The 16,518-nt window shown below is 72.6% G+C and carries 13 protein-coding genes; 8 read left to right on the top strand and 5 right to left on the bottom strand.

What is annotated here, in order from left to right:
- The first annotated feature begins 221 nt into the window (after positions 1–221).
- The 3 genes from ACZ4U4_RS20050 to ybaK all read left to right on the top strand — a co-directional run bounded on the left by ACZ4U4_RS20050 (position 222) and on the right by ybaK (position 3,294).
- Entirely contained in the window at positions 222–1,847 is a 1,626-nt protein-coding gene (locus ACZ4U4_RS20050) for an oxidoreductase (protein ID WP_467875935.1), read from the top strand.
- 133 nt (positions 1,848–1,980) lie between these two features.
- Positions 1,981–2,727, top strand: a complete 747-nt coding sequence (locus ACZ4U4_RS20045) for an LON peptidase substrate-binding domain-containing protein (RefSeq protein WP_467875933.1) — start codon at positions 1,981–1,983, stop codon at positions 2,725–2,727.
- Between the two features lie 51 nt (positions 2,728–2,778).
- The gene (gene ybaK / locus ACZ4U4_RS20040; RefSeq protein WP_467875931.1) at positions 2,779–3,294 is read left to right on the top strand and encodes a Cys-tRNA(Pro) deacylase; all 516 of its coding nucleotides are present in this window, start codon (positions 2,779–2,781) and stop codon (positions 3,292–3,294) included.
- A gap of 144 nt (positions 3,295–3,438) precedes the next feature.
- On the opposite strand, the gene ACZ4U4_RS20035 is transcribed toward ybaK, so the two are convergent.
- From ACZ4U4_RS20035 to ACZ4U4_RS20020, 4 genes are all read right to left on the bottom strand, one after another.
- Positions 3,439–4,125 (bottom strand): ABC transporter permease, encoded by a 687-nt coding sequence (locus ACZ4U4_RS20035; protein WP_467875929.1) that lies wholly within the window; start codon positions 4,123–4,125, stop codon positions 3,439–3,441.
- Between the two features lie 80 nt (positions 4,126–4,205).
- The gene (locus ACZ4U4_RS20030; RefSeq protein WP_467875927.1) at positions 4,206–5,060 is read right to left on the bottom strand and encodes an ABC transporter permease; all 855 of its coding nucleotides are present in this window, start codon (positions 5,058–5,060) and stop codon (positions 4,206–4,208) included.
- A 34-nt stretch (positions 5,061–5,094) separates the two neighbouring features.
- Positions 5,095–6,105 (bottom strand): ABC transporter ATP-binding protein, encoded by a 1,011-nt coding sequence (locus tag ACZ4U4_RS20025; protein ID WP_467875925.1) that lies wholly within the window; start codon positions 6,103–6,105, stop codon positions 5,095–5,097.
- 61 nt (positions 6,106–6,166) lie between these two features.
- Complete coding sequence (locus tag ACZ4U4_RS20020) at positions 6,167–7,447, bottom strand: NYN domain-containing protein (protein ID WP_467875922.1); 1,281 nt, start codon at positions 7,445–7,447, stop codon at positions 6,167–6,169.
- Between the two features lie 272 nt (positions 7,448–7,719).
- Here ACZ4U4_RS20020 and ACZ4U4_RS20015 point away from each other — a divergent pair, with 272 nt between their 5' ends.
- Complete coding sequence (locus tag ACZ4U4_RS20015; RefSeq protein WP_467875920.1) at positions 7,720–7,896, top strand: hypothetical protein; 177 nt, start codon at positions 7,720–7,722, stop codon at positions 7,894–7,896.
- 96 nt (positions 7,897–7,992) lie between these two features.
- Here ACZ4U4_RS20015 and dnaE read toward each other — a convergent pair whose 3' ends face one another.
- Positions 7,993–11,535, bottom strand: a complete 3,543-nt coding sequence (dnaE, locus tag ACZ4U4_RS20010; RefSeq protein WP_467875917.1) for a DNA polymerase III subunit alpha — start codon at positions 11,533–11,535, stop codon at positions 7,993–7,995.
- 245 nt (positions 11,536–11,780) lie between these two features.
- Here dnaE and ACZ4U4_RS20005 point away from each other — a divergent pair, with 245 nt between their 5' ends.
- The 4 genes from ACZ4U4_RS20005 (at position 11,781) to ACZ4U4_RS19990 (ending at position 16,391) form a co-directional block, all read left to right on the top strand.
- Positions 11,781–12,455, top strand: coding sequence for a hypothetical protein (locus tag ACZ4U4_RS20005; protein WP_467875914.1), 675 nt, complete (start codon positions 11,781–11,783; stop codon positions 12,453–12,455).
- Between the two features lie 103 nt (positions 12,456–12,558).
- On the top strand, positions 12,559–13,428 hold the full coding sequence (locus ACZ4U4_RS20000) for a thioredoxin domain-containing protein (RefSeq protein WP_467875912.1): 870 nt from the start codon (positions 12,559–12,561) through the stop codon (positions 13,426–13,428).
- Between the two features lie 196 nt (positions 13,429–13,624).
- Positions 13,625–14,614 (top strand): thioredoxin domain-containing protein, encoded by a 990-nt coding sequence (locus ACZ4U4_RS19995; RefSeq protein ID WP_467875909.1) that lies wholly within the window; start codon positions 13,625–13,627, stop codon positions 14,612–14,614.
- Positions 14,615–14,717: 103 nt separating this feature from the next.
- Positions 14,718–16,391 carry an alkaline phosphatase D family protein gene (locus tag ACZ4U4_RS19990; RefSeq protein WP_467875906.1) on the top strand — a complete coding sequence of 558 codons (1,674 nt, stop codon included), beginning with the start codon at positions 14,718–14,720 and terminating at the stop codon, positions 16,389–16,391.
- Positions 16,392–16,518 lie beyond the last annotated feature (127 nt).

Genomic DNA, 16,518 nt, shown 5'->3' with positions numbered 1-16,518 from the left:
TGATACACCCCACAATGCGCTCCGGACGGGCCGGTGAAGTTGACCGGAGTTGGCCCTGACCACGCGTGTTCAACAGGTCACGGGGCGGGCAAAGGCCCGGTGACGGCTTCGGCGTGTCCCGCCGCCCACCCTCCGGATCCCGCTCCGCGGACCGGTGTGGCGCGCGGACGGCGGCCGACACGCGGGCGCATCCGGACAGCGACGAAAGGGGGGACACGACAGTGATCGAGCCCGGGGACGGCGACGCACCGGCGGATCTGCAGCTGACATCGGCGGAATGGAGCATGTGGCAGGCGTTCCGCAACGGCAGCACCTGCGACCTGCACATCGGGGATCCGGCCCGGGACGATCCGCACGGCCGGTACCTGTGGGGACCGGAGCGCCGGATACGCGCGCGGGTGCTGGCGCTGCTGCTGCTGGAAGGGCCGCCGGCGCAGCCCGGGCGGGTCTCGGCGCTGAAGGTCACCGGGGCGTACATCACCGACATCCTCGACGTCGCGGGCGGCTCGATCAAGCCATTCGTCGAGCTGCGGGACTGCCGGTTCGAGGGCGAGGTGGTCTTACCGGAGGCGCACTTCACGACGGTGCGGCTGGTGAACTGCGCGCTGCCCCGGCTGGAGGCGGCGCGGCTGACCACCGAGGGCGATCTCCATCTGCCGCGGTGCGTGGTGCTCTCCGGCGTCCGCCTGACCGACGCGCACATCGGCACGGATCTGCTGCTGAGCCAGGCGGTGGTGCACAAGGACCGCCACGGCCGCTCGATCGTGGCGGACGGGCTGACCGTCACCCAGGACCTCCAGGCCGAGATGTTGGAGTCGTACGGCGAGCTGTCGCTGCGCGGGGCGACCGTCGGCGGGTCGCTGAGCCTGCGCGGCAGCCATCTGAGCAACCCCTTCGGCCGCCGCGCGCTGAACGCCCCGCAGCTGACCGTCGAGCGCACTCTGCACCTGACCGCCGCGGGCCTGGCCAACTCCCCGTTCGCCTCCGGCGCCACTCCCCCGTTCGGCACCGTCCACACCCCGGCGTACGGCACGGTCACCACCCCGCCGCGCGGGACGCGGATGCAGCGGTTCGAGTGCGAGGGCGGGATGCGGCTGGACGACGGCCGGTTCGGTGACGCGGTCGACCTGGAGCACGCGCGGTTCGTGATGGAGTCCGACCAGGAGCTGTCGCTGCGCCGCATCCAGACGCCCGAGCTGCGGTTCCTCGGGGAGCGGCCGCAGCGCGGACGGGTGATCATCTCGGGCGCCCGGGTCGTCAACCTCGTCGACCGCTCCGCCAGCTGGCCCGGCGCGGGCGGCCTCCAGATGGCCGGGTTCGCCTACGAGACGCTGATCCCCCGGGGCCACTTCCCGCTGACGGCGCGGTTGCAGTGGGTGGCCGCGGCGACGCCGGAGTACGCGCCGGAGCCGTACGAGATGCTGGCCACGGCGCTGCGCTCCAGCGGCGAGGACGCGGATGCGCGGGTGGTGCTGCTGGCCAAGCAGCGGCGGCGCCGCGAGACGCTGCCGGTGGCCGGGAAGGCGTGGGGCTACCTCCAGGACTGGACGGTGGCGTACGGCTACCGCCCGGGGCGGGCCACGCTGTGGATGGCGATCCTGTGGGCGCTGGGCACGGTCTTCTTCACCTCCGCACCGCCCCCGCCGCTCAAGGCCGACGAGGCGCCGCCGTGGAATCCGTATCTCTACGTCCTGGATCTGCTGGTGCCGGTGATCGACCTGGGCCAGCGCGGGGCGTGGAACCCGCGGGGCGGGGCGCAGTGGGTGGCGGCGGTGCTGGTCATCGCGGGCTGGATCCTGGCGACGACGGTGGCGACGGGCGCCTCGCGGTTGCTGCGGCGGCAGTAGCGGGGCGGGCGGGGCCTACGGGCGGCACCCGGCCCGGCTCCGCTCCCGCCGGGCCCGGTGCCACCGGGGCTTTCGCCCTCCGCGTAGCGCCCGGCCTCCGGGCGGCGCGGCCCAGCCTCTAGGCTTACCGGCTGTGACCTCCGTACGCCTGCCGCTGTTCCCGCTCAACTCGGTGCTCTTCCCCGGACTCGTTCTCCCGCTGAACGTCTTCGAGGCGCGCTACCGGGCGCTGATGCGCGACCTCGGCGAGCGGCCCGAGGACGAGCGCCGCTTCGGGGTGATCGCGATCCGCGACGGCCGTGAGGTGGCGCCGACCGCCCAGGGCATGCCGGACGCCACGCTGCCGGCCGCGAGCGGGCCCGCCGCCGGGTTCGGCGACGACCCGATGGCCGCGTTCCACACCATCGGCTGTGTCGCCGACGCGACGACGATCCGGGCCAAGTCCGACGAGGCGGACGCCGGCTACGAGGTGCTGGCCACCGGCACCACCCGCTTCCGGCTGCTGTCGGTCGACGCCTCCGGGGAGTACCTGACCGCCGAGGTCGAGGAGCTGACGGAGGAGGGCGGCGAGGGCGCCGGGGCGCTCGCGTCCGGTGTGGTCCGGGCGTTCCGCACCTATCAGAAGCGGCTGGCCTGGGCGAACGAGCGGACGCTGGCGGGCGGGCAGGATCTGCCGGGCGATCCGTCGGTGCTGTCGTACCTGGTCGCCGCGGCGGCGGTGCTGGACGTACCGGCCAAGCAGCGGCTGCTGGCGGCGCCGGACACCGCGGACCGGCTCGGTCAGGAGCTGAAAATCCTGCGCCAGGAGTCGGCGGTGCTCGGTAAGCTCCCGTCGCTGCCGGCCGTGGAGCTGACCCGTCGGCCGACCAGCCCCAACTGACACCGGGCCGCGGGCCCGCTTCCTGTTTCCGAGACACAAGGCGCCGACGAGTTGTCCAAGAAGTCGAAGAAGGACCGGGGCGCGCAGTCCGCGGCGGGCGGTACCCCGGCGACGGTCGCGCTGACCGCCGCGGGGGTGCCCTTCACCGTGCACGCCTACACCCACGATCCGGCCACCGCCTCGTACGGTGAGGAGGCCGCCGAGGCGCTCGGCGTCGCGCCCGAGCAGGTGTTCAAGACGCTGCTGGCGGAGGTCGACGGGGCGCTGACCGTCGCGGTGGTGCCGGTCTCCGGCTCCCTCGACCTCAAGGCGCTGGCCGCGGCGGTGGGCGGCAAGCGGGCGGCGATGGCCGATCCGGCCACCGCCGAGCGCGCCACCGGCTACGTCCGCGGCGGCATCTCCCCGCTGGGCCAGCGCAAACGGCTGCGGACGGTCGTGGACGCCTCGGCCGAGGGCCGCCCCACGGTCTGCGTCTCGGCCGGCCGCCGCGGCCTGGAGGTCGAACTGGCCCCGGCGGACCTCGTCGCCCTCACCGGGGCCGTGGTCGCACCGATCGGGCGGGACTGAGGCGGAGCCGGAAGCTTTACGGGGGCCGGGCACCGCGTCCGGTCGGCCGACGGGACCGGGGCACCGCGTCCGGCCGCTCCCGGTCGCGGTGCCCCGTGCCGTGACCGGCGGTTTCCGGCCGGTGAGCGCCGGTCCCCGCCCTCGTCAGGCCGCCGGATCGTCCTTCGTCAGGTCCGGCGCGCCCGGCACCGGCGTCCCCGGCAGCTGGGGTTCCTCGTCGCGCGGGCCGAAGAGGCCGGTCAGCGCCAGCTGGGTCGCCATCGCGGCGATCGGCCAGGCCAGCAGGACGCCCATGGCCTGGAGGCGCAGCGGTCCGTCGAAGACGACACCGGGGCCGACCTGCGCGGCGTGGGCGGCGAGGTCGTCGGTCGGGCCCAGCACCATGCCGAGCTGCCAGCCCAGGACGGAGCCGAGCAGTCCGCCGACGGCCAGCGAGACCACCAGCGGGATGCCGCCGCGGCGGCGCAGCCAGAAGAGCACGGCCGTGCTGACGATCCCGAAACCGGCCCCGAGCAGCAGGAAGACGCCGTCGGCGCCGATCGCCTCCTCACCCTCGGTGTCCTTGAGATAGACGTTGTGGGCGTCGGCGACCAGCGGGATCCGCGGGGCCAGCCAGAGCCAGAGCAGGCCGAGCAGTGCGCCGACGAGCGCCAGCACGAGCACGGTCAGCGCGGCCTCGCGCAGCTCCTGGCCGAGCGGCGGGTCGACCGGCGCCTCGTCGGTCGGCGGATGCGCGGGCGGCTCGGCCGACGAACCGGCGCCGGAGGCGGTCGGCGGGGTGTGCGGCTCTTCGGGCGGTTGGTTGTCGCGTGGCGTCAGCGGTGCGGTCACCCCGTCATCGTGCCAGGTGGGCAGGGGGACTCCGGCGGCAGGACGGTGCGTGGGTGCGCCGACGGCCCGCGGCCCGCCGGTCAGCGGGTCGCCGCGCGGCGGAACGCCCAGGTCGCGGCGGTCAGCGCGAGCAGCCCCACCGCGGCGCAGACGCCCAGGTCGGCGGCGACCGCGAGCCAGTCCGGGTCCGCGTCGAAGGTGCGGATCAGCGCCTCCACGCCGTACGTCGACGGCAGCAGATCGCGGGCGAGGTCCAGGAGCGCGGGCAGCCGCTCGGCCGGCAGCACGCCGAGCAGCAGCGCCGCCGACATGCCGAGCTGCCCGCAGAGCGTCGCCAGCTCCTGGCGCGGCGCGAGCAGCCCGAGGAACGCACCGAGCCCGGCGAGCGCCGCACCGGCCAGCGGCAGCACGGCGGCGAGCACCCACAGATGCGCCATCGGCAGCTGGAACAGCAGACAGCCGATGACCGCCGTGACGACCGTGCCGGGGACGGTGAACGACGCGTAGGCGGCGGCCGCGCCGAGCACCACGGCGGCGGGCGGCACCGGCAGCGTCGCGTAGTGGTCGAGCCCGCCGCCGGCCCGCAGCTGCCCGAAGTACTGGGCGAGGAGGTTGAGGGCGACGAACGCGACGACCAGGACGCTGGACCCGGCGACCACGGCGCGCGCCTCGGCGGGCCCGTCGGCCACCCCGCGCATCAGGACCATGATCCCGACGGACTGGAAGGTGGCGACGAAGAGCAGCGGGATACGGGCGACCCGGGCGCGGGAGAGCTGGGCGCGGTAGACGGCGCCGAGCGCGGGCAGCAGCCGGGCGCGCGGTGCCAGCGGAGCCGGCCACGCCTCCGGGTCGGGCGCTTCCGGGGCGGTACCGGACCGGGCCCGCCCGTCCGTCGCTGCCGCCCCGGCCACGGCCTGCGCCGAAACCCCACTCACGCGTTCACTCTGCCTTTCGGTGCGGCGCGGCCCTTCACGCCTTGACCAGTCCCTCGGCACGGCCGCCGAGCGCGAGGTAGACATCCTCCAGGCTCGGGGTGGCGAGGGTGAAATCGTCCAGCGCCGCGAAGGCCGCGCCGGAGGTGACGTCGGCGACGGCCGCGCGGGCCCGGTCGGCGGGGAGCCGGAGCGTCCAGCGGCGGCCGGAGACCTGGGCGGCGGGCTCCAGCGCCGCGACCTCGGGGACGTCGAGCGGCGGCCGGTCGCGCCAGACCAGATCGAGGCGGACCTCGTCGCTGACCCGCTCCTTCAGCCCGCCGGGCGTGTCGCAGGCGATGACCTTGCCGCGGTCGATCACAGCGACGCGGTCCAGGACGGTCTCGGCCTCCAGGACGTTGTGGGTCACCAGCAGCACGGTGGCGCCGCGTTCGCCGCGGCGGCGGTCGACGGCGGCCCAGACGGCGCGGCGAGCGACCGGGTCCATGCCGGTGGTCGGCTCGTCCAGGACGAGGAGCGGGCGCTCGCCGGTGAGGACGGTGGCGAAGCAGGCGAGGCGGCGCTGACCGCCGGAGAGCTTCTTCAGCGGACGGTCGGCGAGGGAGTCGAGGGCGAGTTCGGCGAGGATGGCGTCGCGCTCGGCGCGGGCCTCGCCGGGGCTAAGGCCGCGCAGCCGGCCGGTGGTCTCCACGGCCAGCGCGACGGTCATCTCGTCGAGGGCGGTCGACTCCTGGCCGAGGTAGCCGAGGAGGCGGGCGGCGCGCTCGGGGTGGCGGGCCACGTCGTGGCCGAGGACGTGGACGGAGCCGGAGTCGGGGCGCAGCAGGCCGGTGAGCTGGCGGACCAGGGTGGACTTCCCGGCGCCGTTGGGGCCGAGCAGCCCGAAGATCTCGCCGCGGTGGACGTCGAGGGTGATGCCGTCGTTGGCGCGCAGTGCGGGGGTGCCCGCCGCGCCACGGCGCCCGCGCACCGCGGGGTACGTCTTGGTCAGGTCCCGCACGGCGCAGACCGTTCCGCCGTGCTCCGCCTGTTTCGTGCCCGTGCTCACGAGCTATGAGGGTACGCGCCCGCGGGCCGCGTCCGGCCCGCGGGGCGGCGGGCGGGCGGTGTCAGTCGGCGGTGGCGGGGTGTCCGGCGGCGGTGCGCAGGTCCACCTCGCGCCAGAACCCGGCCCGGATCGCGTACCGGTCGTGCTCGTCGATCTGGTCGTCCTTGTGGGCGAGGAGGCCGAAGCGGGCGGCGTAGCGCAGCAGTTCGCCGTCGATGCGGTGCGGGATGCGCGGGTACTCGGTGGAGAGCTGCTGGAGGTGGACGGTGTCGGAGAGGCGGTCGGTCCAGCGGCGGGCGAAGACCTGGCCGACCTCGAACGGGTCGCCGCTGACGGCGGTGATGTCCTCCTCGCGGTCGGCCCAGCGCTGTTCGGCGCTGGTGAGCTGGGCGAGGGTGGGCAGCGAGGCGGTCTCGGAGGGCTCGCCCGCGGGGCCGCCGCGCTCGACCCAGCCGCGGTCGGACGACCAGCGCAGGGTGGCGGACGCGGCGGGCGGCTGCGGAGTGGCGGACGCGGTGGTGCCGTGGGCGCGGCCGAGACCGGCGAGGTCCTTGGGGGTGGGGACGACCTTGGCGGCGCCCGAGCCGTTGGTGTCGGCGGGCGCGGACTCGCGGCCTTCGGACCGGGCGGAGGCGGGCGCCGCCGGGCCGTCGGCGGCGCGCGGCCGGTCGGTGGTGTCGGGGTCGGACCCGGCGGCGGCAGCGGCGGCCACCGCGGACTCGGGCAGCGGTGCGGAGAGGATCGCGGCGATCTCCGGGCGGGGCACCGGCGGCGGGGGGCAGGGGCCGCCCAGCTCCTTGGCGCGGACCGCGCGGGTGATCCAGGCGCGGTCCAGGACGCGGCGCTCGTCGGCCTCGGCGACCAGGTCCTCGGACTGGTTGTAGTCGCCGTCGGCGGCCTGGACGGCCCAGAGGTGGACGGCGACGCCGTGTTCCTTGGCGGACATCAGCCCGGGCAGCAGATCGCCGTCGCCGGTGACCAGCACGATGTCGGAGCAGGCGCGGTTGCGGGCGAGTTCGGTCAGCTCGGCGTGCATGGCGGCGTCCACGCCCTTCTGCGCCCAGCGGCCGTCGCTGCGGGTCAGGGCGCCGAGGCGGACGGTGACGCGGGGCATGACGCGCAGCCGCCGGTGTTCGGGCTGCGGGACGCGGTCGGGGGCGCCGTCGAACCAGTAGATCCGCAGCAGCGGCCGTTCGGTGTCGGCCTCGGCGCGGCGGCGCAGGCCCTGGATGAGGGCCGCGTGGTCCACGGTGATCCGGGACCGGGCGGGTTCTCCGGCAAGCAGGCTGGCGGCGGCGCCGAGCAAGTAACCGGCGTCCACCAGGACGACGCAGCGATCCACGATCCACCCTCTTCCCTGGAGGTGCTGAAGTCCGATCGCCCCCCGGTGCGAGTTTCCTTCGGCTTTCCATCGAGTCTGCCCGACCGTACGGGGGTTAACTGCCGGAACTCGATCTTCGGCGTGGCGGATGGCGCGTAAGCGCGGGCGGAGGGCGCGGACGTGGTGGGCGGATCCCCTTCTCACTCATGGTAATTGCCGGACATGCACGCTTTCGTCCCGCGTGTAAGTCTGGTCACGGCCCGATCACAGGATCCCCTTCAGGAGGCACGGTCATGGCCAAGCACAAGAAGGACCGAAGTAAGCAGCAGCAGCGGGGCGGCCCGGCCACACAGGGCCGCGAGGACGCGCAGAAGTCGACGATCGAGGCGATCCAGCAGCGGCAGCCGGCGGCGCAGGGCAGCCCGGCGGACGTCGCGCGCAAGCATCAGCGGCGCTTCGGGCACAACTGACCCGTCCGCGGCCGGCGGCGCCGTAACGGATGCCCGCCGCACAGAAGTTGAGGGGCGCGCCCGCAGCCGGGCGCGCCCCTCAGGGGTTCGGTGGGCTCAGCCGGCCAGGCAGGACGGGCCGAGGAGCACCTTCAGGTCGCCGAAGAGCGACGGGTCGGGCGTGACGCGGTGCCGGTCGAGGCGGAGGACCGTGGTCTTGCGGGTGCCCTGGAGCTTGATCCGCACCTCGGTGGAGCCGCGGTGGCTGGTCAGCACCTCGCCGAGCTTCTCGACCAGCGGCGGGGTGACCTTCAGCGTCGGGATGGTGATCGTCACCGGGGCGTTGGCGCCCGCCTCCGAGAGGTCGGGGACCATCATCTCCATGGCGACCAGCCGCGGCACGTCCTCCCGCTTGTCGAGGCGTCCCTTGACGAAGACCACCGCGTCCTCGACCAGCTGGGTGGAGACCAGCTGGTAGGTGGCGGGGAAGAACATGCAGTCCAGCGAGCCCGCGAGGTCTTCGACGGTGGCGATGGCCCAGGCGTTGCCCTGCTTGGTCATCTTCCGCTGGAGGCCCGAGATGATGCCGCCGATGGTGACGATCGAGCCGTCGGAGTAGTCGCCGCCGGTCAGCTGGGAGATCGCGGCGTCCGCCTTGTCCGACAGGACGTGTTCGAGGCCGAACAGCGGATGGTCGGAGACGTACAGGCCCAGCATCTCCCGCTCCTGGGCGAGGAGGTACGTCTTGTCCCACTCGACGTCGGAGAACTCGACGTCGAGACCGAAACCGGGGCCGTCGTCGGCGCTGTCGTCGCCCATGCCGCCGAAGAGGTCGAACTGCCCCTCGGCCTCCTTGCGCTTGACCTGGACGACGTTGTCGATCATCGGCTCGTACTGCGCGGTGAGGCCCTTGCGGGTGTGCCCCATCTCGTCGAAAGCGCCCGCCTTGATCAGCGATTCGGTGGTGCGCTTGTTGCAGACGACCGCGTCGACCTTGTCGAGGTAGTCGGGGAACGAGAGGTATTTCCCCTTGGCCTTGCGGCAGCGGATGATCGAATCGACGACGTTCTGACCGACGTTACGGACCGCGGTGAGGCCGAAGAGGATCACGTCGTCGCCCTGGGCGGCGAAGTTGGCCAGCGATTCGTTGACGTTCGGCGGGAGCACCTTGATGCCCATGCGGCGGCACTCGTTCAGATAGACCGCCGACTTGTCCTTGTCGTCGCGCACGGAGGTGAGCAGCGCGGACATGTACTCGGCCGGGTAGTTGGCCTTCAGATAGGCGGTCCAGTAGGTGACCAGGCCGTACGCGGAGGAGTGCGCCTTGTTGAAGGCGTAGCCGGCGAACGGGACCAGGACGTCCCACAGTGCCTGGATCGCCTGGTCGCTGAAGCCGTTCTTCTTCGCGCCCGCCTGGAAGAGGACGAAGTTCTTCTCCAGCTCCTCGGGCTTCTTCTTGCCCATGACGCGGCGGAGGATGTCGGCCTCACCGAGCGAGTACCCGGCGACGATCTGGGCGGCCTTCTGGACCTGCTCCTGGTAGACGATGAGGCCGTAGGTCAGACCCAGGACCTCCTTGAGCGGCTCCTCCAGCTCCGGGTGGATCGGGGTGATCTCCTGGCGGCCGTTCTTGCGCTCGGCGTAGTTGGTGTGGGAGTTCATGCCCATCGGGCCCGGGCGGTACAGGGCCGAGACGGCGGAAATGTCCTCGAAGTTGTCGGGCTGCATCTGGCGCAGCAGCGACCGCATCGGACCACCGTCGAACTGGAAGACGCCGAGCGTGTCACCACGGCAGAGGAGTTCGTAGGTCTTGGGGTCGTCCAGCGGGATCTCCAGGAGGTCCAGCTTGATGCCCTTGTTGGCCTCCACCATCTTGCGGGCGTCGTCCATGATGGTGAGGTTGCGCAGGCCCAGGAAGTCCATCTTCAGCAGGCCGAGCGACTCGCACTGGGGGTAGTCCCACTGCGTGATGGTCACGCCGTCGGTGTGCCGCGTCCAGAGCGGGGCGTGGTCGACGATCGGCTCGCTGGACATGATCACGCCGGCCGCGTGCACGCCCATCTGCCGGACCAGGCCCTCGACGCCCTTGGCGGTGTCGATGACCTTCTTGACGTCCGGCTCGTTCTCGTACATCCCCCGGATCTCGCCCGCCTCGCTGTAGCGGGGGTGCTTGGGGTTGGTGATGCCGTCGAGGTCGATGCCCTTGCCGAGGACGTCGGCGGGCATCGCCTTGGTGAGGCGGTCGCCCATCGCGTACGGGTAGCCGAGGACGCGGGCGGAGTCCTTGATGGCGTTCTTCGCCTTGATCTTGCCGTAGGTGCCGATCATGGCGACCTTGTCGGCGCCGTACTTCTCGGTGACGTACCGGATCACCTCGACGCGCCTGCGCTCGTCGAAGTCGATGTCGACGTCGGGCATGGAGACGCGCTCGGGGTTGAGGAACCGCTCGAAGATCAGACCGTGCTCGATCGGGTCGAGGTCGGTGATGCCCATGGCGTACGCGACGATCGAACCGGCCGCGGAACCTCGGCCCGGGCCCACCGCGATGCCGTTGTTCTTCGCCCACATGATGAAGTCGGCGACGACGAGGAAGTACCCCGGGAACCCCATCTGGATGATGATGTCCATCTCGTACTCCGCCTGCTTCTGGCGGTCGTCGGGGACGCCTCCGGGGAAGCGGCGGGCCATGCCGCGCCGGACCTCCTCCTGGAACCAGGTGACCTCGGTGTACCCCTCGGGGATGTCGAACTTCGGCATCAGGTCGCGCTTCTCGAACATGCCCTCGGTGTCGATCTGCTGCGCGACCAGGAGGGTGTTGCGGCACCCCTCCTGCCAGGCGTCCGAGGAGTCGATGGCGTACATCTCGTCGGTGGACTTGAGGTAGTAGCCGGTGCCGTCGAAACGGAAGCGGTCGGGGTCGGAGAGGTTCTTGCCGGTCTGGATGCACAGCAGCGCGTCGTGGGCGGTGGCCTCGTGCGCGTAGGTGTAGTGCGAGTCGTTGGTGACCAGCGGCGGGATGCCGACCTCTTTACCGATCCTGAGGAGGTCCTCGCGGACCCGGCGCTCGATGTCGATGCCGTGGTCCATCAGCTCCAGGAAGTACCGGTCCTTGCCGAAGATGTCCTGGTACTCACCGGCGGCCTTCTTCGCCTCCTCGTACTGGCCGAGCCGCAGGCGGGTCTGGAGCTCGCCGGAGGGGCAGCCGGTGGAGGCGATCAGGCCCTCGGACCACTGGGCGATGGTCTCCTTGTCCATCCGCGGCCACTTCTGCAGCCAGCCCTCGGCGTAGGCGTCCGAGGAGAGGCGGAAGAGGTTGTGCAGGCCGGTCTTGTTCGCCGCCCAGATGGTCTTGTGGGTGTAACCACCGGAACCGGAGACGTCGTCGCGCTTCTGGTGCGGCTGGCCCCACTGGATCTTGCGCTTGTGCTTGCGGGAGGCCGGGGCGACATACGCCTCGATGCCGATGATCGGGGTGACCCCGGCCTTCTGGGCGGAGTGGAAGAAGTCGTACGCGCCGTGGAGGTTGCCGTGGTCGGACATGGCGATGTGCGTCATGCCCATCTCGTTGCACGCGGCGAACATGTCCTTGAGCCGCGCGGCACCGTCCAGCAGTGAGTACTGGGTGTGGACGTGCAGGTGCGTGAAGGGCGGCTTGGCCACGGCGGGAGACCTCCGGAGACGGGCGACGGACGAGGGCACGGCGAGGGGACGGACGGCGCCCGGGGCGCCGCACCGCGGATGGTGTGGGCAGCTTCGAAGTCTACGACCCGACGCCGACAACGAGGCTCCGCCGGGACCCGGAGCGCACCCCTCCGCCACCCTCCCGCGGCCCCGGCCGCGGGGGGCGGCGCCGTCCCCGCACCCTCGGGGAACACCCGCACGGGTTCATGGCACACTCGCTGGCAATGGACATCTCGGCGGCACACCTGCGGGCGGTGCGTGCGGCGCTTTTCACAGCGCTGTGCGTGGCGCTGTCCGCGGCGTCCCATGTGCTGCTGACCCGGATGCCGCTGCCGCTGACCACCGTCGCCGCCGTCTCGGCCGGGGTCTTCGCCCTCGCCTACGCACTGGCCGGAGGGGAGCGCAGCTTCGGGCGGATCGCCGCACTGCTGCTGCCGCTGGAGCTGGCCGCCGACGCGGTCTTCAGCTACGGCCAGCACGCCTGCTACGGCCGCTCCGGCGGCCCGGTGACCGGTCCGCTGCACACCCTGGGCATCGATCTGCTCTGCGGCGGCGGTGACGTCGGCACCCCGCTGGCCCAGTTCTCCGGCCACGGCGCCGGGCCGCTGCCCGCCTTCCCCGCCGGGGCCGGCTGGCTGCTGCTCGCCGCGCATCTGCTGGTCGGGCTGGTGGCCGCCGCCTGGCTGCGCCGCGGCGAGGCGGCCCTGGCGCAGCTGCTCGGCGCGGTCGCCCACTTCGCGTTCCGGCCGCTGCTGGCCGCCGTCGCGCTGACCGTACGGGTGCCCGCCCCGGAGCGCCCGGCCGCCTGCCGCGCCGCCGACGGCCCACCCGCGCCCCGGCCACCGCTGCTGGTGCACTCCGTCGTCCGCCGTGGACCGCCCTGCGTGCTCGCTGCCTGAGCTCCTCCCCCGGAGCCGCAGCCGCAGCACGCGTACCGCCCTCCCCGGGGCGTACGCGCCCGACGCATCGCACCCTTCCCACGGATTTCCCCGGAGACATCTCATGAGCAACCGGAACACCCAGGCCAACAAGCAGGCGGCACGCGAGCGGCTGCGTGCCGAGCGTGAGCGGCAGGCGAAGAAGGACAAGCTGCGGCGGCAGCTGACCGTCGGCGGCGCGATCGTCGCGGTGCTGGCGATCGCCGGCGGCATCGGCGTCATGGTCGCCAAGTCGGGCGGCGGCGACGGCGGCTCCGGCGACACCGCCACCGTCAGCGACATGGCCGGCAACGACAAGGCGTGGGCGAAGGCGGCCAAGGCCAAGCTGGTCAAGCCCGCGCACACCGCCGGCGACAAGGGCACCACCGTCGTCATCGGCAAGGCGGACGCCAAGCACACCCTGGACCTGTTCGAGGACCCGCGCTGCCCCGGCTGCGCGGGCTTCGAGCAGAACGTCGGCGAGACCGTCCAGAAGGACATCGCGGACGGCAAGTACAAGGCCCGGTTCCACCTGGCGACCTTCCTGGACACCAACCTCAAGGGCACCGGCTCCAAGAACGCGCTGAGCGCGCTGGGCTCGGCGCTGAACGTCGGCCCGGAGGCGTTCCTCAAGTACAAGGAAGCCCTGTACTCCAAGGAGTTCCACCCGGACGAGATGGGTCCGGACAAGTTCGCCGACGACGCCTACCTGATCAAGGTCGCCGACACGGTGCCCGCGCTGAAGGGCAACAAGGACTTCGAGAAGTCCGTGAAGGCGGGCACCTACGACCGCTGGGCGCTGGAGATGTCCGTCGAGTTCAACTCGCACCATGTCAACAACACCCCGACGATCAAGCTCGACGACAAGGTGATCGGCCTGGACAGCGGCCCGAACAAGGTCGCCCCGACCACCCCGCAGGACTTCAACCGCCTCGTCGACGCGGGCCTGAAGTAACGGGCCGGACGGCGGGCCCGCGCCCGTCGCCCGATGCCAAATCTTGACCCGGGAGTCTGCCGTGCACATGGCAGACTCCCGGCATGCCCCCCACCCTCCGTCTGATCCGCTGTCTGCCGCACCGCGGCCCACCGCCGTCCGGTGCGTACGCCGTCGACGTAACTGCCAGCCGCAGCACCGAGGGATCGGGACAGAGATGAGCAACGGCACCAGCCAGAAGACCCCGTCGGCCGCCCGTGAGCGGATCCGCGCCGAGCGGGAGCGGCAGAAGAAGAAGGACCGGATACGCCGCCAGCTGACGGTCGGCGCCGTCGTGGCGGGGATCCTGGTCGTCGCGGGCGGCGCCGGGTACGCCGTGGTGAAGGCGACCGCGCCGACCGGGTGGGAGGCCGCCAAGGAGGCCGAGCCGGTCGCCCCGGCGCACACGCAGGGCAAGAACGGCACCGAGATCCTGATCGGCGACAAGAGCGCCCAGCAGACCCTGGAGATCTTCGAGGATCTGCGCTGCCCGATGTGCGCGTCGTTCGAGCAGTCCTCCGGCGCCTCCCTGATCAAGGACATCGAGGACGGGCGCTACAAGGTCCGCTTCACGATCTACACCTTCCTCGACGGCGCCCAGGGCGGCGAGGGCTCCAAGAACGCGCTCAGCGCACTCGGCGCGGCCCTGAACGTCAGCCCGGAGGCGTTCCTCAAGTACAAGTCGGCGCTCTACTCGCTGAAGAACCACCCCGAGGAGCAGGACGACGCGTTCGCCAAGGACTCCGTCCTCCTCAAGATCGCGTCCGAGGTGCCGGAGCTGGCGCACGACAAGGGCTTCGAGCAGGCGGTCAAGAAGGGCACCTACGACCGCTGGGCGATGGACATGACCGCGCAGTTCGGCCGCAAGGGCGTCAAGGGCACCCCGACGTTCCTGCACGGCGACAAGAAGCTGGTGCTGCCGCCGGTGCCGCAGCAGCGGATGACGCGGGAGCAGTACAACCAGCTCGCGGACGCCAACTTCAAGAAGATGATCGACAAGGAGTTCGGCCCGGCGGAGGCCGGACCCGGCGTCGCCAAGGGTGAGAAGGACCCGAGCGGCAAGGACGGCGGCTCCCCCGGCATCGCGAAGGGCGAGAAGGACCCGGGCGCCGCGGAGGGCGGCGCGCCCGGTATCGCCAAGGGGGAGAAGGACCCGAGCGCGCGCTGACCAGGCGCGACAGGTGTCCGGCAGGCGGCGGGCGAAAGAATTTCCGATTCCGGCGCGTACGGAGTCTCCCCGCCGCCGGTACCGGTCAGTAGGGTGAGCGGCCGTGACCGATCATGACCAGCTCTCGCGCCGTACCGCCGTGACGGCCGCGGCCGCCACCGCCGCCCTGCTGCCGCTCGCCGCGGCCGCCCCCGCCTCCGCCGCGTCCCGGGCCCCGTCCGCCTCACCCGGCAGGAGCGCGGCGGCGGACCCGCCGGAGTTCCGGCACGGTGTCGCCTCCGGTGACCCGCTGCCCGACGGCGTCCTGCTGTGGACCCGGGTCACGCCCGACCCGGACGCGGTCCCCGGCTCGGGCCGCGGCGCGGCCACCGACGTGGCGTGGGAGGTGGCCACCGACCGCGGCTTCACGCAGGTCGTGGCGAGCGGCACGGTACGGACCGCCGCGGCCACCGACCACACCGTCAAGGCCGACGTCCGCGGACTGCGCCCGGCCACCTCGTACTTCTACCGCTTCACCGCGGGCGGCCGGACTTCCCCGGTCGGCCGCACCCGGACCGCCCCGGCCCATGACGCGGCCGCCGGCAACGTCCGCTTCGGCGTGGTCTCCTGCGCCAACTGGGAGGCCGGCTACTTCTCGGCCTACCGCCACCTCGCGGCCCGCACCGACCTGGACGCGGTGCTGCACCTCGGCGACTACCTCTACGAGTACAAGTCCGGCGAGTACCCGGAGTTCAAGGAGGTCGTCCGGCCGCACTCCCCCGCCCACGAACTCCTCACCCTCGCCGACTACCGCGTCCGGCACGGCGTCCACAAGACCGACCCGGACGCCGCGGCGATGCACGCCGCGCACCCGGTGATCGCGATGTGGGACGACCACGAGTTCGCCGACAACGCCTGGCAGGGCGGGGCGGTCAACCACCAGCCGGACTCCGAGGGCCCCTGGGCGCCGCGGATGGCGGCGGCGAAGCAGGCGTACTTCGAGTGGATGCCGGTCCGCCCGTCGACCGCCGGGACCACCTACCGTCGGCTGCGCTTCGGCACCCTCGCCGATCTGCACCTGCTGGATCTGCGGTCGTTCCGCGACGAGCAGGCGAAGCCGGGCAGCGGCGCGGTCGACGACCCGGGCCGCACGATCACCGGGCGGGCCCAGCTGGACTGGCTCAAGGCGGGTCTGGAGCGCTCGGACACCGCATGGCGGCTGGTCGGCACCTCGGTGATGATCTCCCAGGTGGCGTTCGGCTCCGTGCCCGCGCATCTGCTGGAGCCGCTCGCCGAACTCCTCGGCCTGCCCAAGGAGGGCCTCGCCGTCAACACCGACCAGTGGGACGGCTACACCGACGACCGCCGCGAACTGCTGAGCCACCTCAGCGACCGCGGGATCGACAACACCGTCTTCCTGACCGGCGACATCCACATGGCGTGGGCCAACGACGTCCCGATGAAGGCGGCGACGTACCCGGCGACCGCGCCGGTGGCGACGGAGTTCGTGGTCACCTCCGTCACCTCGGACAACCTCGACGACATCCTGCACGTCGCCCCGGGGACGCTCTCGCTGCCCGCGGCGACCGCGATCCGCGCCGCCAACCGCCATGTGCAGTGGCTAGACATGGACGCGCACGGCTACGGAGTCGTCGACATCGACGCGGAGCGGACGCAGATGGACTACTTCGCGGTCTCCGACAAGCGGGACCCGGCGGCCACCAGCAAGCTGGTGCGCTCCTACCGGACGCGGTCGGGCACCCAGCGGGTGGAGCGGAGCGAGACGCCGGTGCGCTGAGCCCGGGGGCGGGGGGGGGGGGGGGGGGGGGCCGCCCCCCCCCCCCCCCCCCCCCCCCCAACACCCCCCCCCCCCCCCCCCCCCCCCCCCCCCCCCCAAAAACCAAAAACCCCCCCCCCACCCCCTC

This window comes from Streptomyces sp. NPDC029159, assembly GCF_055564055.1.
The sequence above is the reverse complement of the archived record's forward strand: the minus strand, read 5'-3'. Positions and strand labels throughout refer to the sequence as shown.